Below are 21,300 nucleotides of genomic sequence, written 5' to 3'. Positions count from 1 at the left end.
CGAACAGCAACAGCGAAGACACCGCTCCCGCCCCGGCGGGAACCCCTACCCGGCCCGGTGGACAGACCGATCGAAGCACCACCCCGGCCGGACCCGGACCGGTTTCGGCCCCTCCTTTCAGCGTGATCTTGCTACCAGGAGCAAGTTCGGCGCCGAACTTGCTCCTGGTAGCAAGATCACCGAGGACCTGACGGTTACGGAAGCAACAGACACGTGCCAGCCCGGGTTTCGGACACCTCCACCCACCCCCAAGCCCCCGAACCCACTGCCGGAAACCACCCCCGGACCCCACCCAGATGCGGCAACAGCATCTGGGGCGGGGAGGGCCCCGTCCGCGTTTTCCGAGGTTTCTGGGCGTGCTGAGGTGGGCGAGGCGGAAGGCTCCCCCAGTACAAGGGGACACCGGGGCGAGGCGTTCGCGCCAGTGCGGAGCCGCCCTCCTGTGGATAACCCGGTGGGGTGAAGTGTCCCCCGGTCAGTTCAGCAGGTGGGCGTTGACCTCGCGGACGCCCTCGGCGAGGTCGGGGCGTTCGACCACGGTGCGTCCGGCGGCGGTCAGGCGTTCGGCGCCGTCGCAGTCCACGAACAGGGCCGGTTCACGCCAGGCCAGGACCACGCGCGGAACGGGCGTGGAGAGGATCAGCTCAGCGCACGAGCGCGGGCGTGAGGCCCGTGAGCTGCACGGCTCCAGGGACGTGTAGACGGTCGCCTCCCTCAGCCGCGGGTCCTCGGGATCGATCCCCCGGAAGGCCACCTCCTCGGCGTGGTCATGCGGGTCGTCGCGGCGCGAGTAGCCCTCGGCGAGGAGCTGTCCCTGCGCGGAGACCACGACGGCACCGACGGAGAAGGCGGTGCTCGAGGGCGGGCAGGAGCGGGACAACTGGATCGCCGCCGTCAGCCAGAAGCGGTCGGCCGCCCCCTCCGCCGGCCGGGGGCCGCCGGTTCTCCCAGTCGGGTCCATCACCGCTCCCCCGGGTTCAGCGCGTACCGCAGCACCGCGATCCCGCCCAAGGCGCGAGCCTCCACGAGGCGCATGGGCGTCTGCGGGGAGTAGGGGTAGGCGCCCGGCATGACGAAGCGCGGAGCGTCCTCCTCACCCACGAGGAACGGGGCGACAGCCAGCCGGAGCTCGTCGGCCAGGCCAGAGGTGAGGAACAGGGTGTGGATGTGTCCGCCGCCCTCGATCAGCAACCGGGTGACGCCCCGGCCGGCCAGGTCGTTCAGGATCGCCTCGGCGGTGGGCGGGTCTCCCGCGTCCACGACCTCGGCGGGCGGGTCGGTGTCAGGGCGTCCGGCCAGGCGCTCGGTGGCGGTGGCCACGCCGGGCCCGCCGGTGTAGACGACCGCGCCCGCGTCGCCGGTGGAGAAGAAGCGCGCGCCGGGGTCCACGTCGCCGCCCCGGGTGATCACGGCCTTGAGCAGGTTCTCGGTACGTCCCTGTTCGCGGCGGCGTTCGCGCAGGACCGGTGAGCGCACGAGGAGGCGGGGGTTGTCGGCCCTCAGGGTGCCCGCGCCGACCAGGATCGCGTCGCATCCGGCGCGTAGTTCGTCGATCTCGGCGAAGTCGGCCTCGTTGGACAGGCGCAGGCGTTCGGGGCTGGTGTCGTCGATGCGTCCGTCGATCGACATCGCGCAGCTCAGGATGGTGTAGGGACGGTCCATGCCCCCAGGTTAACGGCGTTCGCGCGGGTGAAGTCCGAGGTCGTGCGCGGGCGCGTGTTCTCTTCCCCACGCTCTTCCTTTTCCGGGGCCTACCACTGGAGAAGTGCGTGAATGGCTTAACCGCGCTCGGCGGGGATTGTCGCTGGCAGCGGTGCCGTTAGGGAGAATACGCGCCGATTTCGCCATCGGCGACCGCGGCTGTTTCGGCATCCGCGACCGTTCGGGACCCACGACCCGGGCCCTTCGGAGGGGTTCGCGGGGGGTACAGGAGGACCTCCCCGGCCGGGGCCGCCGGGTGGAGCCGCTCGGCCGGTTCCCCCGGTGAAGCCCGAAGAGCGGGGAGGTTTCGAGCCTCCGAGGTGGCTCGGGTGGTTCACCGGTCCCGGGGTGGGGCCGGTGACTCTGACCCCATTCCTCGCATAATGGACATTGGGTGTATAAGTGCGTGTTCACTCAAGGCCGCCTTAACACGTAGCGCGCGCACCTTCAAGGGCAACCTCAGGCAACGTTTTTTACCACCTGTATCCTGGAGTCGGTTAACAACCGCGCCAACGCGGAATAGAATCCCTTGACGCGGTCCCGCACGGGACCTTCCCAGAAACCTGGGAGTCGACCGCACTTCCCCACCTCAGACAAGAGGACGGCGATGTCTCGTTTCACCTCCCCCGATTTCCTGAGGCAGGCGGGGGACAAACACGTCAGGGCCAAACCTCCGCCGCCCGTCAACCTGGTCAGCGCCAGCATCACCCGACTGCGCTCCTTCCACCTCGAGGGGAAGGACCACTTCGCGGTCGACCGTGATCTGGCCGTCAAAGCCGAGCGCGCCGTGCCCGGTTTCGTCGACATCGTCCTGGGGGAACGCGCCTTCCTCCAGCGGGCAGTACGCCACCTGGCCGCGGAAGTGGGCATCCGCCAGTTCCTCCAGGTGGGGTCCGGAATGCCCGCGCCCGGGGATCCTCACGAGATCGCCCACGAGAGCATCCCCGACGCCCGGGTCGTCTATGCCAGCGACGACCCCGTGGTCCTCACCAACCACCTCGCACTGATCCGCGACGGACGCACCACCACCGCCGTGCGGGGCGGGCTGGGAGACACCCACAGCCTCCTGCACGACCCGGAGAGCAGCCAGCTGCTCGACCTGGACCAGCCGATCGGGCTCCTGCTCACCGGCGCCGTCTCACACCTGAGCGACTTCGAGGCGGCCGCCCGCGGTATCGCGGAACTGCGCGAGGCCCTGGCCCCCGGCAGCCACATGGCCCTCAGCCACTACTGCCGCCCCGACTCCGCGCGCAGCCCCAAGAGCGCGCTCCGGGCGGAGCAGCTCCAGCGCCTGTTCACCGAACACCTCGGGCACGGCTACTGGCGGACCGAGAAGGAGATCGCTTCACTCTTCGACGGCTGGGAGACGGTGACCCCGGGCCTGCTCCAGACCCAGAAGTGGCACCCCCTGCAGGTGGATCCCCCCGTCCCCGGGAGCTACGCGATGCCACAGCGCAACCAGCAACTCATCATCGGCGGCATAGGACGCATCTGAGCTCGCCCCACCCTCGTACCCGCGTTGGAGCCCCCGGGCCCGGCAGCGGGCGAGGGTCGCCCCTGAACCCGAACTCGCCCCGGCGCCGCTCTCGACCCCCGCAGCCGCGATGGGGCGTTCTCGTCAAACCAACGGTTCGGCCAACCCGTACTTGTAGGCGGCCACCACCAACTGTGCTCGATCCCGCGATCCGAGCTTGGTCATCGCGCGATTGACGTGAGTCTTCACCGTCAAAGGTGAGAGGAACAGTCGGTCGGCAATCTCCGCGTTGGACAGGCCCTCCGCCACCAGAGCGGTCAGTTCCCGCTCCCGCGCGGTCAGCTCCGCCACCCCCGGATGCGCCGTGGTCGCTACGGGCGTCAAAGACTCCAGAAAACGCCGGATCAGCCCCCTGGTCGCCGCCGGCGACAGCAGGGTGTCCCCGCGCACGGCCGCGCGGACACCGTCCACCAGAGCGGACGGTTCCACCCCCTTGCCGAGGAAGCCGCTCGCCCCGGCCCGCAACGCTTGGTAAACGTAGTCATCGATCTCGAAGGGGGTCAGAACCACGACCTTGGTCTGCGCCAGGGCAGGGTCCGCCGTAATCTCCCGGGTGGCGGCGAGGCCGTCGGTCCCGGGCATCCGGATGTCCGTTCCGGCCTCCCCTTCGCGGACTTCACCCACGACGAGACCCGCAGCATCCACGGCAAAGGGCCCCACTTGGAGAAGTAGGGCCCTGATGTGGCTCCCGCGACTGGACTCGAACCAGTAACCTGCCGGTTAACAGCCGGCTGCTCTGCCGATTGAGCTACGCGGGATCGACACCGCCCCGAAGCCCTGCGGCCTCGGCGACATGCACAATCCTAGCGCCTCCACGAGGGTGCTCGCGACGCCTTTTCGCCCTGTGCAGCCCAGCTCACCCCACCGGACACTCACGTGCACGCAACCCGTCAGCCTGCCCGCCGCCCCGCGGACCATCCCCTACAGGCCACCCGCGGGCCGGGGGCTCCCAATACGAAGAAGGCCCACCGGATTTCTCCGATGGGCCCTTTCTCTACTGCTCCCGCGACTGGACTCGAACCAGTAACCTGCCGGTTAACAGCCGGCTGCTCTGCCGATTGAGCTACGCGGGATCGACACCGCCCCGAAGCCCTGCGGCCTCGGCGACATGAATAGACTAGCGCGCTTCGAGAGTGCTCGTGACCGGTGTCGGCTCGTGTGGCCCCAACCACGGGAAGGTAACGTCGGGCACGCAGCACTCCGACCGTCACCAAGTCCGTAAAGAGGGAGCCATGCGCTACCGGATCACGTTCGTCGCCGGACTCGCCATCGGATACGTGCTGGGTGCCAAGGCGGGCAGGGCCCGCTACGAGCAGCTCGCCCGCACCGCCCGCAAGGTGGCCGACAGCCCGCTGGTCCAGGAGGTGGCCGGGGTCGTCGGCGCCCAGACCAGCAAGGCCGGACGGGCCGTCTACGACAAGGCCGTGGAGAAGATGCCCGTCACCTCGGTGCGGGACTTCCTCGCGCGCCCCACCGACGAGGAGGTCCAGCTCATGGAGTGGGAGACCAGCGTGGCCAACGGGACACGGCCCGGGCACAGCCCCGAGAAGGGCCGGACCGGAGACAGCAGGCCCGAGGACCGGGACTTCTGACTATGGCTCTGTTCGGACCCCACCTCCCCGAACAGGTGCGTTCCCGGCTGGAGCGCGGTGAACGGGTGCTCGCACAGGCACCCGTCGCCGCCCCGGCCGGGGACTCCCCGGCCCCCGGCGGGGCCGTCCTGGTCGCGACCACCCGCGCCCTGTACCTGCCCGAGGGGCGTGCCGTGCTCTGGCAGGACATCGACCGCGCCCGGTGGAGCCCCGACGCGCTCACCTTCGTGGAGGAGGGCGTGGGCGAGCACACCGTGCGTCTGCGCACAGAACTCACCGGTGACCCGGTGGACTACCGGCGCATGGCCGAGACCGTCTCCGAACGGGTCACCTCCACCATCCTGGTGAACCGCTTCGTCCCCTTCCCCTCCACCGAGTCCACCACCGGCTTCCGACTGGTGGCCCGGCGCGCCCCGCTGGGCAGTGAGATCGACTGGCGGGTGCACCTGGGCGAGGACCTGGACCCGGAGGACCCGCGCCTCTCCACGGCCGTCTCCCGGGCCCTGGCCCTGATCCGCGAACAGATGGGCGTGTGAACGCGCTCCCCTACTTCCGTTTGTCCAGGCCCTGGGCGAGGACCTCGGCCAGGTGCAGGGCCTTGCGCCCCGTGCCCTGTTCGATCTGGGTGCGGCAGCTGTAGCCGTCGGCCAGGACCAGGGTGTCGGGGTCGGCGGCGCGCACCCGGGGCAGGAGTTCGCGTTCGCCGATCGCCGAGGACACCTCATAGTGCCCCTCGGTGAAACCGAAGTCGCCCGCCAGCCCACAGCAGCCCGAGTCCAGTACCTCGCCGTCGATCCCGGCCCTGGCGATCAGGTCCCGGTCGGCGTCGAAGCCGGTCACGGCGTGCTGGTGGCAGTGCACCTGGGCCAGCGCGGAGGCAGCCACGCGCGGCGGCTGCCAGTCCGGGGCGTACTCGTTGAGGAAGCCCGCGAAGGTGTGCACCGCGGCCGCCACCCGCTTGCTCTCCTCCCCCGGCAGCAGCTCCACGAGGTCATGCTTGAGCGCCGCCGTGCAGCTCGGCTCCAGGCCCACCACCGGCAGCCCCTGGGAGACCAGCGGCGCCAGGGCGGTCACTGCACGGCGCATCACCGCGCGGGCCACGTCCAGCTGGCCGGTGGAGACCCAGGTGAGCCCGCAGCAGACCTGCCCCTTGGGCAGTACCACGGAGAAACCGGCGTCCTCCAGCACCCGCACGGCCGAGACGAGGACGTTCGGGTTGAGCAGGTTGCCGAAGGTGTCCGGCCACAGCACCACCTTGGGACCGCCCTGACGGCCCTCACCCCGGTTCAGGCGGCGGCGGAAGGCGTGGGTGAACGTGGTGCGGGCGAAGGCGGGCAGGTCGCGCTGGGCAGCCACACCGGCCATCTTCTTGGCCAGTGTGGACACCCCGGGCAAGCGCACCAGCCGGTTGGCCTCCACGGGGGCCAGGGCGGCCAGGCGGGCCAGCACCGGCAGCCACCCCATCGAGTAGTGCGCGGCCGGGCGCACCCGGCCCTTGTAGTGCTGGTGCAGGAACTCGGCCTTGTAGGAGGCCATGTCCACGTTGACCGGGCAGTCGCTCAGACAGCCCTTGCAGGACAGGCACAGGTCCAGGGATTCGCGGACCTCCTCCGAACGCCAGCCGTCGGTGATGACCTCGCCGTTGGCCATCTCGAACAGCAGGTGGGCGCGACCGCGGGTGGAGTGCTTCTCCTCCTGGGTCACCTGGTAGCTGGGGCACATCACGCCCGGGCCGCTCTGGCGGCGGCACTTGCCCACCCCCGAACACCGGCGCAGGGCCTTGGCGAAGTCGCCGTCGTCCTCGTTGTAGGCCAAAGTGGTCTGGGACAGCAGCGGGAGCTCGGGGCGCAGGTCGGTGGCGACCCGGATGTCGGAGTCCAGCGGCAGCGGGTCGACGATGATGCCCGGGTTCATCAGATTGTCCGGGTCCCAGACGCGCTTAAACTCGCCGAAGGCGCGGATGAGGCTCTCGGGATACATACGGCTGAGGAGTTCGGAGCGGGCCTGTCCGTCGCCGTGCTCGCCGGAGAGCGAACCCCCGTGCCGCACCACGATCTCGGCAGCCTCCTCCATGAAGGCCCGGTACGCGCGGCGGCCGCGCTCGTGGGTGAGCTCGAAGTCGATGCGCACGTGCAGGCAGCCGTCGCCGAAGTGGCCGTAGACGACCCCGTAGCGGTCATGGCGGGCCATGAGGCCCTCGAAGTCGCGCAGGTAGGCGCCGAGGTTCTCCGGCGGTACGGCGGCGTCCTCCCATCCGGACCACGCCTCGGCAGTGGTGGGGGTGCGGGAGGTGAGACCGGCACCCTCCTCGCGGATCCGCCAGAGGGCCTTCTGGTGGGCGGGGTCGGTGACCACGGCGGCGTCGCGGGGACTACTGGACTCGTCCAGGGAGTCGATCATGGTCTGCGCGGCGACGGCCGCCTCGTCCATGGTCTGACCGGCGATCTCCACCAGCAGCCAGGCGTGGCCCAGCGGCAGCGGGACCCGGGTCTTGGACCCGTGCCGGTCCAGGGCGGCCACGATGCGGTCGTTGAGGCCTTCGACGGTGAGCGGGGAGTGCTCCAGGAGCCCGGGGACGGCGTCGGCGGCGGCCGGGGCGTCCTCGTAGCCCAGCACCGCCAGTGCGCGGGCGGGCGGCGACTCCACCAGGCGGACGGTGGCGCCCAGCACCATGGCGCAGGTGCCCTCGGTGCCCACCAGGGCGGCGGCGACGTCGCGGCCCTTCTCCGGGAGCAACCGGTCCAGGGCGTAGCCGGAGACGCGGCGCCGGAACTGGGGCATAGCGGTGCGCATCTCGGAGCGGTGGGTCTCCACGAGGCGGCCCAGGGCGGCGTGGATCTCCCCTTCGCGGCCGGGGCGGGCGGCCAGTTCGGCGAACTCCTCGGCGGTGTGCTCGGAGCCGACGGTGATTCGGGTGCCGTCGGAGAGCAGCAGGTCCAAGGAGACGACGTTGTCGGCGGTGGTGCCCCAGGCGACCGAGTGGGAGCCGCAGGCGTTGTTGCCGATCATCCCGCCGATGGTGCAGCGGCTGTGCGTGGAGGGGTCGGGGGCGAAGGTGAGCCCGTGTTCGGCGGCGGCGGCGCGCAGGTCGTCGAGGATGACCCCGGGCTGGACCGTGGCGGTGCGGGCCGCCTGGTCGATGTCGATGATGGCGCGCAGGTGGCGCGAGGTGTCGATGACCACGCCGGTGCCGATGGAGTTCCCGGCGATGGAGGTGCCGCCGCCGCGCGGGATGATCGGCACCTGGTGCGCGGCGCAGGCGCGGACGGCGGCCACGCAGTCGTCAACGGTCTCGGGGATGACCACCGCAAGCGGGACGCGGCGGTAGTTGGAGGCGTCGGAGGTGTACAGGGCGAGGGTGCCCGCGTCCAGGGCGACGGTTCCCTGAACGCCGGCTTCGAGGTCACGGCGGAGTGCGGGAAGGTCGGGGCGTGCGGTGCTGCTCTGCGGGTCGGCCATGCTCACAGCGTGTCGCGGGCGGTGGCGGCGTGGCAACCACGGCGCGCGGGTCCGGCGGCCGCTCCTGTCATGTGCCCGTGTGGACGGTCAGTCCAGGGACTTGTGCATGGTGCGGACCAAGTCGCCGTTGGGGTCCATGTCCAGGTTCCAGACCATCATCCCGGCCAGGTCGTGGTCCTGCACGTACTGACCCTTGAGCTCGATCACGTCCGGGTTGTCGTAGGTCCACCACTCGTCGCCGTCGTAGACCCAGTAGGAGCCGGAGTCCTCGTCCAGGAAGCGGCGGCCGCCCATCTCCTCCAGCTGGTCGAAGGGACGGGTGGGGCCGTCGTAGTCGTCGTCGGCCGGGCCAGAGGCCTCCTGGTAGCGACCCTCCTCCTGGGCAGGCACGCCCTGCCAGCCGCGTCCGAAGGCCGGGATGCCCATCACGAGCTGCTCGGGGTCGGCGCCCAGGTCCAGGTAACGCTGGATGGCCGCGTCCACGCTGTTGGCGTCCTCGTTGTAGTCGGGGACGTAGAGGTTGGAGTGGTGGGTGGTGCGTTCGTTCCAGGGCCCGGCGAAGTCGTAGCCCTGCACGGTGGCGAAGTCGACGTACTCAAAGAGCTCCGCCTCGAAGGCCTCGGTGTGCGCCACTCCCCCGGGCAGGGAGACGGACAGGAGGTAGTCGTCCCCGGTCTCGCGGGACAGCTCGTCCATCTGGCGGCGGAACTCGGCGACCAGCAGGGTGAAGTTGCGCGCGTCGTCGGGGTGCTCCACGTTGTCGGGGTTGCCCTGCCCGCCCGGCCATTCCCAGTCCAGGTCGATGCCGTCGAAGACCCCGGCGGCCACGCCCTCGCCGCCCTGGGGCTCGCCCCCGCGCACCGGGAGGTTCCCGCGCAGCCACAGGTCCAGGCAGGAGGTCACGAAGGCCTCCCGGGACTCCTCGGTGCGGGCCGCGGTGGAGAAGTTCACCGACCAGTTCCAGCCGCCCAGGGACAGGCTCGCGCCCAGGTCCGGGTACTCGGCACGGAGCTGGCGCAGCTGGTTGAGGCCACCCGCCAGTTCCTGCTCGTACTCGTCGGCCTCGCCGCTGACGCTCTCGTCCTCGCCGTAGCGGCGCTGGTACAGCTCCCAGGGCTGGTCGTGGCTGTCCTCGGGGATGAAGCACAGACCGTCGCGGTCGATATTGCCGAAGGCCCACATGAGTCTGGTGAGGTGCTCGGGGGCTCCGCTGTTGCGCAGCTCGTTGACGGTGTAGCCGCGGTTGGCCACGTTCCAGTCAGCGAAGTACCCGATCCGCTCGGGTTCGCGTTGGTTCATGAGCACAAAGGTTCCCACGAGTAGTGCTACTGCGACGGCGGCCGCGCCCAGTACCAGCAGCGGACGCCGTCCGACGGGCGTCCTGGACGTGGGCGGGGTCGGAATGGCGTTCACACCTCGAAGGTAGGGGCACGGCGGCACCGGGGCGGGATGTTCGTCCCATGTCGGCCAGATCAGGCCGTTCCGGGACGTGCGGGAACCCGCGCGCCGTCTCACACGTTATAGGCGCGGTCACACATGAGACCCGGCCGGTTCAGCTCCGATGTTCGGAGCCTTCAGCCACCGCTGGCCACCTCTAGCCGCTGCGCAGGAAGTCCTTCAGGGTGCCTGCCCGCGAGGGATGGCGGAGCTTGGCGAGGGTCTTGGCCTCGATCTGCCGGATCCGCTCACGCGTGACCCCGAACTCCCTTCCCACCTCCTCCAGGGTGCGCGGATGGCCGTCGGCCAGGCCGAAGCGCAGCCGGATGATGCGCTGCTCGCGTTCGGAGAGGTCACCCAGGAGCACCCGCAGCTGTTCCTGGAGTAGCGTGAAGGCAGCCGCCTCGACCGGCATCACCGCGTCGGAGTCCTCGATGAAGTCACCGAAGTCGGACTCCTCGTCGCCGATGGGCGCCTGAAGGGAGACGGGTTCGCGGGCGATGCGCTGGATCTCCAGGACCCGGTCCCCGCCGAAGCCCGCGGCGGAGGAGATCTCCGCGACGCTCGGTTCGCGGCCGAGCTGCTGGTGGAGCTGGTGTTGGACCCGGACGAGCTTGTTGATGGTCTCGACCATGTGCACCGGAATGCGGATGGTGCGGGCCTGGTCGGCGATGGCCCGGGTGATGGCCTGGCGGATCCACCAGGTGGCGTACGTGGAGAACTTGAAGCCCTTGGAGTAGTCGAACTTCTCCACCGCGCGGATCAGGCCGAGGTTGCCCTCCTGAATCAGGTCCAGGAAGAGCAGTCCGCGCCCCATGTAGCGCTTGGCGATGGACACGACCAGGCGCAGGTTGGACTCGATCAGGCGCCGTTTGGCGCGCCGGCCCTCCTCCACGAGGTCAGCCAGCTCCTCGGCGGTGCAGTACCCCGGTTCGGGTTCGCGGCGCTGCGCGCACAGACCCGCCTCGATGGCCTTGGCCAGGTCCACCTCCTCCTGCGCGGTCAGGAGCGGGACCCGGCCGATCTCGCGCAGGTACATGCGAACCAGGTCGGAGCCGGTGCGGCGGCCCGGGTCGACGACGGGGGCCGCCTCCTCGGGTTCGGCCACCTCGACCCCGACACGGGCCAGGTCGGTGATGGTCTGGTCCAGGGAGTCGGGGGACGCGTCCAGGCGTTCCAACGCCGACGCGACCTCCCCACGACTCATCGTTCCCCGGCCAGAGTCGGGTAGTAGTCGGACCACCTGACGAATAGGTGGTATTTCGCTGGTAACAACGGTGGGAGCCACCACTACATTGTGCCCACACCCCTAGCCCAATAGGGAGATCTATTATTGTCACCCCCGTGCTACATACCCCCGGAGTCGGACTCCTGCAATGCTCGTTTCTGCTGGCCAAGCTGCATAAGCTCGACGAAAATCCGGTTGTACTCCTCCGGCTGAGCCGCCTGGTCAATCCGGTGCAGCTCGGATTTGAGGTTTGACTCGCGCCGGTTGATGGAATGAGTTCTGATTGTGTCCAGCATTTGCTGGGCGAAATGTTCGTCAAGTTCTCCATAGAACTCGATCGCCTCTACACCCAGGCGTGTGACGAAATCGCGCTGAACATCATTCGGCGCGGCGTCACGAAGGGTGAGCGCCCAGCTTTCCGGGTCGGTCACGCCCGCGATCCCGCCCTGTTCCCGAATGAGCTGGAGGACGGCCCTGTGCTGGGGGACGGTGAAGTCCTCGTCGGTGAGGGTGTCGAAGCCCCGGGCCAGGTTCGGGTGCTTGACCGCGACCTTGAGCGCCTGCCGCTCCCGCTGCACCGAGGGGTCACGCAGGTCGTAGGGGGCGCTCCGGGCGTCGGGGGTGGGCACAGGCGACGCCTGTGGTCCGGGGCGGCCCGAGCCCTTGCCCCGGCCCATGTGCTGGCGCACGCGGCGCAGCACGAAGGACTCGTCCATGAGCCCGAGCCAGCGGTCCAGGTTCTTACCGTAGGTGAGTCGGACTCCCTCGTCCCGGATACTGGCCACCACGGGGGCCGCCGCGTCCAGGGCGGCGATGCGCCCCTCGGCGCTGGACAGGTCGTAGCCCTCGACGATGTTGCGGATCATGAACTCGTACAGCGGGCTGGCCCCGTCCACGAGGTCGGCCACCGCCTGCGGGCCGTGCTGGAGCCGCAGGTCGCAGGGGTCGAGCCCGTCCGGCTGGACCGCCACGAAGGTCTCGGAGGTGAACCCGTGCTCCTCGGCGAAGGCGCGCACGGCGGCCTTCTGCCCGGCTTTGTCGCCGTCGAAGGTGAACACGACCTTGCTGCCGTGGTTGGAGCGGCCCAGCAACATCCTGCGCAGGATCTTGAGGTGGTCCTCACCGAACGAGGTGCCGCAGGTGGCGACCGCCGTGGTCACCCCGGCCTCGTGGCAGGCCATGACGTCGGTGTAGCCCTCGACGATGACCGCCTTGCTCTGCCGGGAGATCTCCCGCTTGGCCAGATCCAGCCCGTACAGCAGGCGCCCCTTGTGGAAGATGGGGCTCTCGGGGGAGTTGAGGTACTTGGGCCCGTCCTCCTCGGCGGCCAGCTTGCGCGCACCGAACCCGACCACTTCCCCGGTGACCTCGCGCACCGGCCACAGCAGCCGGTTCCGGAACCGGTCGTAGGCCCCGCGCCGCCCCTGACTGGCCAGCCCGCCCTCGATGATCTCGGCGTCGGTGAAACCCTTGGTACGCAAGTGATCCGTGAGGTTCTGCCAACCGGCGGGCGCGAAGCCCAACCCGAACTGCTCGGCGTGCACCCGGTTGAACCCCCGCTCCGCCAGGAACCGCCGCCCGATGACCGCCTCGGCTGACAGCAGCTGCTCGGAGTAGAACTGCGCCGCTGCCTTGTGGGCGTCCAGCAGCCGCTGTCGCTTGCCCTCGTCCCTCCGGGAGGTACTGCGCCCGCCCTCCTCGTAGCGGAGCACGATCCCGGTCTGCCGCGCCAGCGACTCGACCGCGTCGGTGAAACTGAGGCTGTCGATCTGCTGCACGAACGAGATGACGTCCCCGCCCTCTCCACAGCCGAAGCAGTTCCCGGTGAGGATGTTGTCTTCGAGGACGAAGGCGTGCCCCTCGTCCACGACGGCGCAGAAGACCTCTTCACAGCGGTCGGTCTCCTCGACCGAGCGCACGGTCCAGCCCCGGCGGGCGAACTTCTTCTCAGCCCCGGTGAAGCGCATCCGGTGCTCGTCGTGGAGGAAGAACTCCTCGGTCAGGTCTTCGTTGACGAAGTGCACCCGGAAGAGCGAGGAGGGCTCACGCCCGGGGAAGCCCTCACGTACCTGTTCGGTGATCCCGTAGGTGCCGATCCCGAGCCGGGTCGCGACCATGCGGACATGCTCTAGTACGGAGCGGTCGGCGCAATTGAGCAGGACCGTCCCGTCCTTGGAGACATGTCCGTCCGCGGCGAGGTACCCGGCGAGCCATCCATAGAGGTAGGAATGGGACTCGTCCAGGGGCGGCAGGTCCTTGAAGAAGCCGGGCAGGTGGTGAATAAGGATCTGACGGCCACGTTGGCTGGTCTCACTATTGGGGAACCACTTGAGTAGCCCGGGGTCCTTCTCAATGTCCAACTCCGCCATGCTGCCACGCCCCAGGCGAGTGCCGTCACCGAAAGTGATGCCGTGCGCGACCCCGAACGGTGAGGGCGTGGTCCCGGTGACCTTCTTGGGCGGGAAGACGTAGGCGAGGCGGTGGTCAGGGCGCAGCTCCTCGGTGGTGACCTCGCGCACCTTCGAGCTGTCCTTGCCCGCCTGGACGAACCACCGGTGCTCGGGGGTGGCGTGGATCTCCTTGCGCTGGCCGTTCCGGCTCAGGGTCAGCCGCATCAGCCGCTGCACGCCGAAGGAGTAGAAGGGCGCCTCCACCCAGGTGGCGCTCTTCGTGAGGATCGTGTGTCTGCCCCCGGCCAGTTCGCGGATAGGCCTGACCCCGTCCCGGGTCAGTACCCGCGTCTCGCCTGCCAAGCAGTACCAGAGGTTCTTGGCGGGGGTGACGTTGAAGGAGGGGGACTTCTCGTCGTGGAAGGGGCAGAGCCCCTTGAGCGAGCCCCCGCCGGCGTTGCGCAGTTGGAGGTACTCACCGATCACGTCAGCGATGGGGGTGCGCTCGCGTACGAGGGCGATGTCTTCGTCTTTGATCCGGCCTGCCACGGTTTCCAGCCTAGTTCGCTCCGGGGACCTTCCGGCCACGGGTCCACAGGCCGGGCTCTCCCGACGCGCTATCTGCCGGACATCTGGGCGCTAGCTGAGGGTTGGGCCCGGATACCGCCGTAGAGGACCATTTCCTTCCCCCGGGAGATCCTTCCGGTGCGAGACCGTACTCCTGCTCACGGGCCCGGCCGAAGATGGGTCCTGCAGCCCGGTGTGAGCCAGACCCTGGCCCTGGTGCCGGGCGGGTCTTCCGGGGGATCCGCGGCTACCAGTGGGCCAGCGAGCGCCTAACGAAGACGGCGCGCGGGAGGCGGCCCGGTGCTTTGGCGCACGCGCGGGCGGTCTCGGGGTGGTCGGGAACGGTGGTGAGGACGCCGACCAGCCGGGCGACGTCGTGCATGACGGGGCTGCGTCCGCGCCGTTCGGGCATGCCCTGGTCCCTCGTTCGTGGTGGCCGTGCGCACTGAGCAGTGTGTGCGCCGGCACGGGGCCCGTCAAGACCGGTAAACGCCGCCAGTTTCGGAACTTTCCGTATGTTCCGAGTCTTGCCGTCCCGGGTCCTGCTGTATCGGTCAGCGCACGAGCTGGGCGTGCAGCGCGATGGCCGAGGTATCGGTGAGGGAGGCGACCTGGTCGACGATGACACGCAGAGCCGCGGCGTCGTTGGGCGCGTTCTCGAAGGAGTCGCGGAACTGCGGGTCGAGGGCACCGGGGGCGCCGAGCCGCAGGGCGCCGACCAGTTCGGTGATGGTGCGGCGTTCCTCGGCCTGGTAGATCCGGGCCTCTTCGCGGGACATGACGAAGTGCGCGGCTACCGCCTTGAGCAGGGCACACTCCAGGAGGGTGCGGCGGGGCAGGACAAGGTCGGCGCGGTAGCGGGTGAGGCGGCCGGGGCCGTGGGCCTTGCGGGTGGCGCGTTCGGCGGCCCGGCAGAAGCGGCCGATGAGTTCGCTGGTGAGGTTCTTGAGGGCGGCCAGGGAGGAGAGGTCGCCGGTGAACTCGCTGGGCCAGACGGGCTCGGCCAGCAGTTCGGTGAACACCTCGTCGAGTTCGGCCTCGTCGGCGTCGCAGTAGTGGGCGGCGGCGATGCGGCAGACCTCGGCGCGCTGGCCGGGGTCACGCAGGGCGGCCATGCTGACCAGTCCGGCGTGCAGGGCGTCCTCGACGTCGTGCACGGAGTAGGCGACGTCGTCGGCCCAGTCCATGACCTGTGCCTCGAAGCAGGTGCGCCCGGCGGGCGCGCCCTCGCGCAGCCAGGCGAAAGCCTCGGAGTCGTCGGGGTAGCAGTTGAACTTGTGGGTGTCGCCGCCCTCGCCGCGACGCCAGGGGTACTTGACGGTGGCGTCCAGGGTGGCACGGGTGAGGTTGAGCCCGGCGCTGCGGCCGTCGGGGTCGATGACCTTGCCCTCCAGCCGAATGAGCAAGCGCAGGCTCTGGGCGTTGCCCTCGAACCCGCCGCAGGCCGCAGCGGCCTCGTCCAGCGCACGTTCGCCGTTGTGGCCGAAGGGCGGGTGGCCGAGGTCGTGGGACAGGCAGGCGGCCTCGACGAGGTCGGGATCGCAGCCCAGGGCCTGACCGAGTTCGCGGCCGATCTGGGCGCACTCCAGGGAGTGGGTGAGCCGGGTGCGCGGGAAGTCGCTCACCCCGGGTTGGACGACCTGGGTCTTGGCGGAGAGCCGGCGCAGGGCGGAGCTGTGCAGGACGCGGGCGCGATCCCGTTCGAAGGGTCCGCGTCTGCGGCTCTTGCGTGACTCCTGGTGCAGGCGTTCGGTGTCCCGCGCGGTGTAGGCCGACACGGTGTTTTCGGGTCGTGCGGTGTTTTCGGGTCGTGCGGTGTTCTCGGTGCGCACGGGTTCGCCGGGGGTGGTCGTCATGGCCCCGAGCCTACTTCCCGGCTGTGACAGAACGCGTCATTGGCCCTGGTCAGGCCGCGTTGACGCGGATGTCGCTGCTGTCGTTGAAAATCCAGTAGTACCAGAGAGAGGCGGTTTCTCTGGTGATGTACCACAGCTGGGTGCGGCGTTCGATGACGGCCGGGCCGGAGCGTGAGGGTGAGGTGCCCGCCTCGATGCCGTGGTCGGCGGCCATGACCTTGGAGCGCAGGCTGTGCCAGGGGTCGGAGACGAGGATGGCGGTCTCCCACTCGTTGGCGGTGAAGACCTCCTCCATCGCCTGGAAGCTCTGGAGGGTGTCGCTGCCCTCCTCCACCGCGATGACCTGTTCGGCGGGGATGCCCACCTCCACGAGCCAGTTCCGGCCCGCGGCTGCCTCGGTGTAGGCGTCGTCGGGCTGTTTCCCGCCGACGGTGACGATGTAGGGTGCCACACCGTCCAGGTAGAGGACCTGGGCCTGGCGCAGGCGGGCCTCGAAGACGGGTGAGGGAACACCGTTGTACTGGCTGGCGCCGAGCACGATGATGGCGTCGGAGGCGGTGCGGTCGTCCTGACGGGCGGTGTACCAGACCCAACCCCAGGTGCCGGGCGGGATGGCCAGGGCGGTGACCAGAATCAGGGCGATGATCCAGCGCACACGGAAGCGGCGTCGTTTGCGTCGCTTGGGCTGGTGGGGCCGGGGCTCGCGGGGCGGGACGGAGCGGCGGCCGCGATGTCGGCGGGGTTCGTCCGCCCGCGGTTCCTCCCACGGCTGTTCACCCGCCGGGTCCGTGTGACCCTGCTCGTCCGAACCGCGGCCGGCCGGATCCGCGTCACCCTGCGCCTCCCGGTACAGGGGGCGGTCCCCCTGGGCGCGCGGCAACGGCCGGTCCCGGACGAACCTGCGGGTGAACGCATTATTCTCGTCGCCCGCCTCGGAGCGGTTGAACTCGCGGGTGTCCCCTGCGCCGTCGTCGCCGGTGAACACCTGGGTGGCACCGCCATCGGCCGGGGCCTGGGGCGCCCTGGAGAACTCCCGCGTGGCCTCGGCGGCCGGGGCGGATCCGGAGAACCCGTCACGGGAGAAGACCTGGGTGGCCTCGTTGTCAGCGGAGACCGGAGTTGTGGTGGGGTCCTCCCACGGCTCTTCGCCGCGACCGTCGCTGGCCGTTCGCACCGGCTCACCTCCGCTTGGTTTGATCTGGACACGGTACGCCCACTGGGACGCCCGGTGTCCACCGCTGGTTCGCGGGCATCCCCGGCTGGCGAAGGGGAGTGGACGTGGGGTAGGTGGCCGAACGTGCCCGAGCTCCCGCCGGTGGGATGGCGGATTCAGACATCGTGTATGAGCAGCGTACCGACGGCTAGAATATATCACGAACAGGTCACAGCCGACTTTCCGGTCGACCTCCGCCGTGATGCCCGATTCTAGTCGCCCCGGACCCGTGAAGCGCCCGTGGCGGCGCGCCTGTCGTAGGCGCGCCGCCACGTCGGCCCGGTTCGGCTCAGATCCGGCCCCGGGTCAGGATCAGCCCTGGGCGGAGCGCCCTGCGGCCCGGCCCGCCTCCAGGCGGGCCACGGGTACCCGGAAGGGCGAGCAGGAGACGTAGTCCAGGCCCACCTTGTGGAAGAAGTGCACCGAGGCCGGGTCACCGCCGTGCTCGCCGCACACACCGAGCTTGATACCCGGACGAGCGGCGCGGCCCTCCTCCACCGCGATGCGGATCAGGCGGCCGACGCCGTCCACGTCCAGGGACTCGAACGGCGACACCCCGAAGACTCCCTTCTCCAGGTAGGCGGAGAAGAAGGAGGCCTCCACGTCGTCGCGGGAGAAGCCCCACACGGTCTGGGTGAGGTCGTTGGTGCCGAAGGAGAAGAACTCGGCGTTCTCCGCGATCTGCCCGGCGGTGAGCGCGGCCCGGGGCAGCTCGATCATGGTGCCGACCGGGAAGTCCAGCTCCAGGCCGTTCTCCTCGCCCACCTCGCGCAGCACGCGCTGGGCGTCGTCACGGATGATCTCCAGCTCCTGGACGGTACCGACCAGCGGAATCATGATTTCCGGACGGGGGCGGCCGCCCTCCTTGATCCGGTCCACCGCGGCCTGGGCGATGGCGCGGACCTGCATGGTGAACAGGCCGGGCACGACCAGGCCCAGGCGCACGCCGCGCAGGCCCAGCATCGGGTTCTGCTCGTGGAGCTTGTGTACGGCCTGCAGGACGCGCAGGTCGTTCTCGTGGCTCTCGCCGCGGGCCTCGGCCACCGCCACGCGCACCGACAACTCGGTGATGTCGGGCAGGAACTCGTGCAGCGGCGGGTCGAGCAGGCGGACGGTGACGGGCAGGCCGTCCATGGCGTCGAGGATGCCGTTGAAGTCCGCGCGCTGGAGTGGCAGCAGGGCGTCCAGGGACTCCTGCTGCTCGTCGGGGGTGTCGGCCAGGATGAGGCGCTCGACCAGCTGGCGGCGGTCGCCGAGGAACATGTGCTCGGTGCGGCACAGGCCGATGCCCTGGGCGCCCATGCGGCGGGCGCGGGCCGCGTCCTCGGGGGTGTCGGCGTTGGCGCGCACGTACATGCGGCGGGCGGCGTCCACGTAGTGCATGAGCCGGTCCACCGAACGCACCAGGTCGTCGGCCTGGTCGGAGGCGGGGTCGATCTCGCCCTCGAAGTAGCGGACCACCGGGGAATCCACGACCGGCACCTCGCCGAGGTAGACCTGGCCGCTGGTGCCGTCGATAGCGATGACGTCGCCCTCCTCGATCACCTCGCCGCCCGGCGCCGTCATACGCCGGTTCTTGGTGTCGATGTCGAGCTCTTCCGCACCGCAGACGCAGGTCTTGCCCATGCCGCGGGCGACGACGGCCGCGTGCGAGGTCTTGCCGCCGCGGCTGGTGAGGATGCCCTCGGCGGCGATCATGCCCTCGAGGTCGTCGGGGTTGGTCTCGCGACGGCAGAGGATGACCTTCTCGCCGCTGCGCGACCACTTGACGGCGGTGTAGGAGTCGAAGACGGCCTTGCCCACCGCGGCGCCGGGCGAGGCGTTCATGCCGCGGCCCAGGCGGTGGACGCCGTCCCCGGCGGCGGCGACGTCGTCGAAGCGCGGGAACATCAGCTGGGCGAGCTGGTCGCCGGTGACGCGCTGGACCGCCTCGTCGAGGGTGATCATGCCCTGGTCGACGAGCTGGTCGGCGATACGGAAGGCGGCCGCGGCGGTGCGCTTGCCCACGCGGGTCTGCAGCATCCACAGTTTGCCGCGCTCGATGGTGAACTCGATGTCGCACAGGTCGCGGTAGTGGTTCTCGAGCGTGTCCATGATGCCCATGAGCTGCTCGTAGCTACGGGCGTCGATCTTCTCCAGATCCGCGAGGGGAACGGTGTTGCGGATGCCCGCCACCACGTCCTCGCCCTGCGCGTTCTGGAGGTAGTCGCCGTAGACACCGGGCTGGCCGGAGGCAGGGTCGCGGGTGAAGGCGACGCCAGTGCCCGAATCCATGCCGAGGTTGCCGAAGACCATGGAGCAGATGTTGACGGCGGTGCCCAGATCAGCGGGGATGCGCTCCTGGCGGCGGTAGAGCACGGCGCGGGGCGCGTTCCAGGAATCGAAGACCGCCTTGACCGCGAGCGTCATCTGCTCGCGCGGGTCGGTCGGGAAGGGCTTGCCGGTCTGCTCGGCGACGATCTCCTTGAACCGGGCCACGAGCTGACGGAAGTCGTCGGCGTCCAGGTCCAGGTCGTTGGTGATGCCCTTAGCGGCCTTGAGCTCGTCGATGACGTCCTCGAAGAGCTCGCCGTCGATGTCCTGCACGGTCTTGCCGAACATCTGGATGAGGCGCCGGTAGGAGTCCCAGGCGAAGCGCTCGTCACCACCCTGGGTGGCCAGGCCGACGACGGACTCGTCGTTGAGGCCGATGTTGAGGACGGTCTCCATCATGCCGGGCATGGAGAATCTGGCACCCGAACGTACACTCACCAGGAGCGGATCATCGGGCTGGCCGAGCCTGCGCCCCATGGACTTCTCGAGTTCCTTGAGGTTGGCCTCGATCTCGGCGTCCAGGCCCGCGGGAACGGCACCGCTCTCCAGGTAGTGACGGCACGCCTCGGTAGTGATGGTGAAGCCGGGGGGAACCGGGAGACCGATGTTGGTCATCTCGGCGAGGTTGGCCCCCTTGCCACCGAGCAGATCCTTCAGGTCCTTGTTGCCCTCGGTGAACTTGTAGACGTACTTGGTCACGGGGGTGCTCCCTCGTTCTCTCTCGGCGACTCGGCGTCGGGTCGGCCAGCTGTTGGGCGCGACTCTATCCACACTCCGCAAAAGTAACCCTCCATGAACCACCGTTTTACGGCATAACACCTGTTCACAGGCGTTAAAAAGGTCTATACCAATGGTCCAGCTTGGGCACACGTGTCCCCACGAGCCAAAACGGCACAGGGGTAGCGATGTGGCAGGCGACACCGCTGGTCACGGGCGCTTGACCGCAACCTAACAGTAGGTCAAGAGTGAACAGCGCCAACCAAAACCAGGAACACAACCACTCCCCCGCCACGCAGGCCTCCCGGCAAGCGACTGTGCGGCGCGACACAGCATTACCAGGAAGTAACCTACGCATCCGTAAGTTAGGCTTTGCGGTGTGGCCCGCCACCGAGCGGGGTTCACTGGACCAAAGGGGTGCGAAGGTTGTCGAAGGACCGGGAAACAGGGAACGCGGAGGCCTCCGTCCCCGAACGGGCCGCCGCTGCCGCCGGAGATCTTCTGGAGGCCGTCAAACCCCGCCTCCGCGGCTGGCTGCACCTGGGCACCGCCCCGATCGCCCTGGCCGCGGGCATCGTCCTGGTGGTACTCTCCCCCACCGTGCCCGCCATGATTGCCAGCGCGGTGTACGCCCTCAGCTCGGTGATGCTGTTCAGCACCTCGGCCGTCTACCACGTGGGCCGCTGGTCCCCGCGCGCACAGAAAGTCCTGCGCCGCATGGACCACTCGAACATCTACCTGATCATCGCGGGCACCTACACGCCGTTCATCGTGCTCGTCCTGGAGGGCACCCTGCGCACGGCCATGCTCGCGCTGGTCTGGGGCGGGGCCATCGCCGGGGTGGCGTTCAAGCTCCTGTGGCTGAACTCCCCGCGCTGGCTGTCCACCGCCCTCTACCTGGCCATCGGCTGGGTCGCGGTCCTGTTCATCCCGGACCTGGTCAACGGCACCCACCCGGCCGCCTGGATCCTCATCCTCGTGGGCGGCGTGCTCTACAGCGTCGGCGCCGTGGTCTACGGCCTCAAACGACCCGACCCCGCCCCGCGCTGGTTCGGCTTCCACGAGATCTTCCATTCACTGACCATCGCGGCGTTCGTCTGCCACTACATCGCGGTGTCGTTCGTGGTCTACACCGTGACCTGACCGGGCCGAACGGGACGGAAGCATCCCGAGCGCGCAAACGCACTCCCCCGTCCGGGCCAGGCCCGGGCACCCATCGGCCAGTGGTCTTCCAGCCGATCGGCCCGCGCCGCGCCCATGTCATCGGCAACCGCGCAGACGATGCCGTCACGA

General features: G+C 69.4%; 15 protein-coding genes and 2 tRNA genes. 4 read left to right on the top strand and 13 right to left on the bottom strand.

The window, feature by feature from the left end; genetic code table 11:
• Positions 1–475: 475 nt before the first annotated feature.
• Together D457_RS0105590 and D457_RS0105585 are read right to left on the bottom strand one after the other, a co-directional pair.
• Positions 476–961, bottom strand: coding sequence for a cytidine/deoxycytidylate deaminase family protein (locus D457_RS0105590; RefSeq protein ID WP_017579661.1), 486 nt, complete (start codon positions 959–961; stop codon positions 476–478).
• Positions 961–1,662: a RibD family protein gene (locus D457_RS0105585; protein ID WP_017579660.1), complete on the bottom strand. Its 702-nt coding sequence runs from the start codon at positions 1,660–1,662 to the stop codon at positions 961–963. The genes D457_RS0105590 and D457_RS0105585 overlap by 1 nt, the downstream gene beginning before the upstream one ends.
• A 646-nt stretch (positions 1,663–2,308) precedes the next feature.
• On the opposite strand from D457_RS0105585, the gene D457_RS0105580 reads away from it, so the two are divergent.
• On the top strand, positions 2,309–3,196 hold the full coding sequence (locus D457_RS0105580) for an SAM-dependent methyltransferase (protein ID WP_017579659.1): 888 nt from the start codon (positions 2,309–2,311) through the stop codon (positions 3,194–3,196).
• A 123-nt stretch (positions 3,197–3,319) separates the two neighbouring features.
• Here the strand turns inward: D457_RS0105580 and D457_RS31940 are convergent, their stop codons facing one another.
• The 3 genes from D457_RS31940 to D457_RS0105565 all read right to left on the bottom strand — a co-directional run bounded on the left by D457_RS31940 (position 3,320) and on the right by D457_RS0105565 (position 4,308).
• Positions 3,320–3,859, bottom strand: coding sequence for a response regulator transcription factor (locus tag D457_RS31940; RefSeq protein ID WP_394297030.1), 540 nt, complete (start codon positions 3,857–3,859; stop codon positions 3,320–3,322).
• 58 nt (positions 3,860–3,917) lie between these two features.
• Positions 3,918–3,993, bottom strand: a tRNA-Asn gene (locus D457_RS0105570).
• Positions 3,994–4,235: 242 nt separating this feature from the next.
• Positions 4,236–4,308: transfer RNA gene (locus D457_RS0105565), tRNA-Asn, on the bottom strand.
• A gap of 159 nt (positions 4,309–4,467) precedes the next feature.
• Between D457_RS0105565 and D457_RS0105560 the strand changes: the two genes are divergently transcribed.
• Both D457_RS0105560 and D457_RS0105555 read left to right on the top strand, forming a co-directional pair.
• Positions 4,468–4,827, top strand: a complete 360-nt coding sequence (locus tag D457_RS0105560) for a hypothetical protein (protein WP_017579657.1) — start codon at positions 4,468–4,470, stop codon at positions 4,825–4,827.
• 2 nt (positions 4,828–4,829) lie between these two features.
• Positions 4,830–5,363, top strand: a complete 534-nt coding sequence (locus D457_RS0105555) for a hypothetical protein (protein ID WP_017579656.1) — start codon at positions 4,830–4,832, stop codon at positions 5,361–5,363.
• Positions 5,364–5,373: 10 nt separating this feature from the next.
• Here the strand turns inward: D457_RS0105555 and D457_RS0105550 are convergent, their stop codons facing one another.
• The 8 genes from D457_RS0105550 to ppdK all read right to left on the bottom strand — a co-directional run bounded on the left by D457_RS0105550 (position 5,374) and on the right by ppdK (position 19,989).
• Positions 5,374–8,286: an FAD-binding and (Fe-S)-binding domain-containing protein gene (locus D457_RS0105550; RefSeq protein ID WP_017579655.1), complete on the bottom strand. Its 2,913-nt coding sequence runs from the start codon at positions 8,284–8,286 to the stop codon at positions 5,374–5,376.
• A gap of 87 nt (positions 8,287–8,373) precedes the next feature.
• Positions 8,374–9,699 carry a glycoside hydrolase family 18 protein gene (locus tag D457_RS0105545; protein WP_026116365.1) on the bottom strand — a complete coding sequence of 442 codons (1,326 nt, stop codon included), beginning with the start codon at positions 9,697–9,699 and terminating at the stop codon, positions 8,374–8,376.
• A 181-nt stretch (positions 9,700–9,880) separates the two neighbouring features.
• A complete protein-coding gene (gene rpoD, locus D457_RS0105540) occupies positions 9,881–10,966 on the bottom strand; it encodes an RNA polymerase sigma factor RpoD (protein WP_026116364.1) in 1,086 nt (361 codons plus the stop codon).
• A gap of 104 nt (positions 10,967–11,070) precedes the next feature.
• Positions 11,071–13,890 carry a DNA primase gene (gene dnaG, locus D457_RS37685; protein ID WP_017579652.1) on the bottom strand — a complete coding sequence of 940 codons (2,820 nt, stop codon included), beginning with the start codon at positions 13,888–13,890 and terminating at the stop codon, positions 11,071–11,073.
• Between the two features lie 265 nt (positions 13,891–14,155).
• A complete protein-coding gene (locus tag D457_RS36110; protein ID WP_017579651.1) occupies positions 14,156–14,320 on the bottom strand; it encodes a hypothetical protein in 165 nt (54 codons plus the stop codon).
• 142 nt (positions 14,321–14,462) lie between these two features.
• Positions 14,463–15,764 (bottom strand): deoxyguanosinetriphosphate triphosphohydrolase, encoded by a 1,302-nt coding sequence (locus D457_RS0105525; RefSeq protein WP_017579650.1) that lies wholly within the window; start codon positions 15,762–15,764, stop codon positions 14,463–14,465.
• Between the two features lie 49 nt (positions 15,765–15,813).
• Positions 15,814–16,938 carry an ElyC/SanA/YdcF family protein gene (locus D457_RS0105520; protein WP_017579649.1) on the bottom strand — a complete coding sequence of 375 codons (1,125 nt, stop codon included), beginning with the start codon at positions 16,936–16,938 and terminating at the stop codon, positions 15,814–15,816.
• A gap of 351 nt (positions 16,939–17,289) precedes the next feature.
• Complete coding sequence (gene ppdK, locus D457_RS0105515) at positions 17,290–19,989, bottom strand: pyruvate, phosphate dikinase (protein WP_017579648.1); 2,700 nt, start codon at positions 19,987–19,989, stop codon at positions 17,290–17,292.
• Between the two features lie 444 nt (positions 19,990–20,433).
• Between ppdK and trhA the strand changes: the two genes are divergently transcribed.
• A complete protein-coding gene (gene trhA, locus D457_RS0105510) occupies positions 20,434–21,150 on the top strand; it encodes a PAQR family membrane homeostasis protein TrhA (RefSeq protein ID WP_017579647.1) in 717 nt (238 codons plus the stop codon).
• Positions 21,151–21,300 lie beyond the last annotated feature (150 nt).

The sequence above is a fragment of the Nocardiopsis valliformis DSM 45023 genome (assembly GCF_000340985.1).
Lineage (GTDB): Bacteria > Actinomycetota > Actinomycetes > Streptosporangiales > Streptosporangiaceae > Nocardiopsis > Nocardiopsis exhalans.
This window is presented reverse-complemented; position numbering and strand designations above follow the sequence as displayed.

Bases quoted from the DNA above. Each gene is read 5' to 3' on its own strand.
- D457_RS0105525 (WP_017579650.1), bottom strand. From the start codon at position 15,764: ATGACGACCACCCCCGGCGAACCCGTGCGCACCGAGAACACCGCACGA.
- D457_RS36110 (WP_017579651.1), bottom strand. From the start codon at position 14,320: ATGCCCGAACGGCGCGGACGCAGCCCCGTCATGCACGACGTCGCCCGG.
- D457_RS0105585 (WP_017579660.1), bottom strand. From the start codon at position 1,662: ATGGACCGTCCCTACACCATCCTGAGCTGCGCGATGTCGATCGACGGA.
- D457_RS0105555 (WP_017579656.1), top strand. From the start codon at position 4,830: ATGGCTCTGTTCGGACCCCACCTCCCCGAACAGGTGCGTTCCCGGCTG.
- D457_RS0105590 (WP_017579661.1), bottom strand. From the start codon at position 961: ATGGACCCGACTGGGAGAACCGGCGGCCCCCGGCCGGCGGAGGGGGCG.
- D457_RS0105560 (WP_017579657.1), top strand. From the start codon at position 4,468: ATGCGCTACCGGATCACGTTCGTCGCCGGACTCGCCATCGGATACGTG.
- D457_RS0105580 (WP_017579659.1), top strand. From the start codon at position 2,309: ATGTCTCGTTTCACCTCCCCCGATTTCCTGAGGCAGGCGGGGGACAAA.
- D457_RS0105550 (WP_017579655.1), bottom strand. From the start codon at position 8,286: ATGGCCGACCCGCAGAGCAGCACCGCACGCCCCGACCTTCCCGCACTC.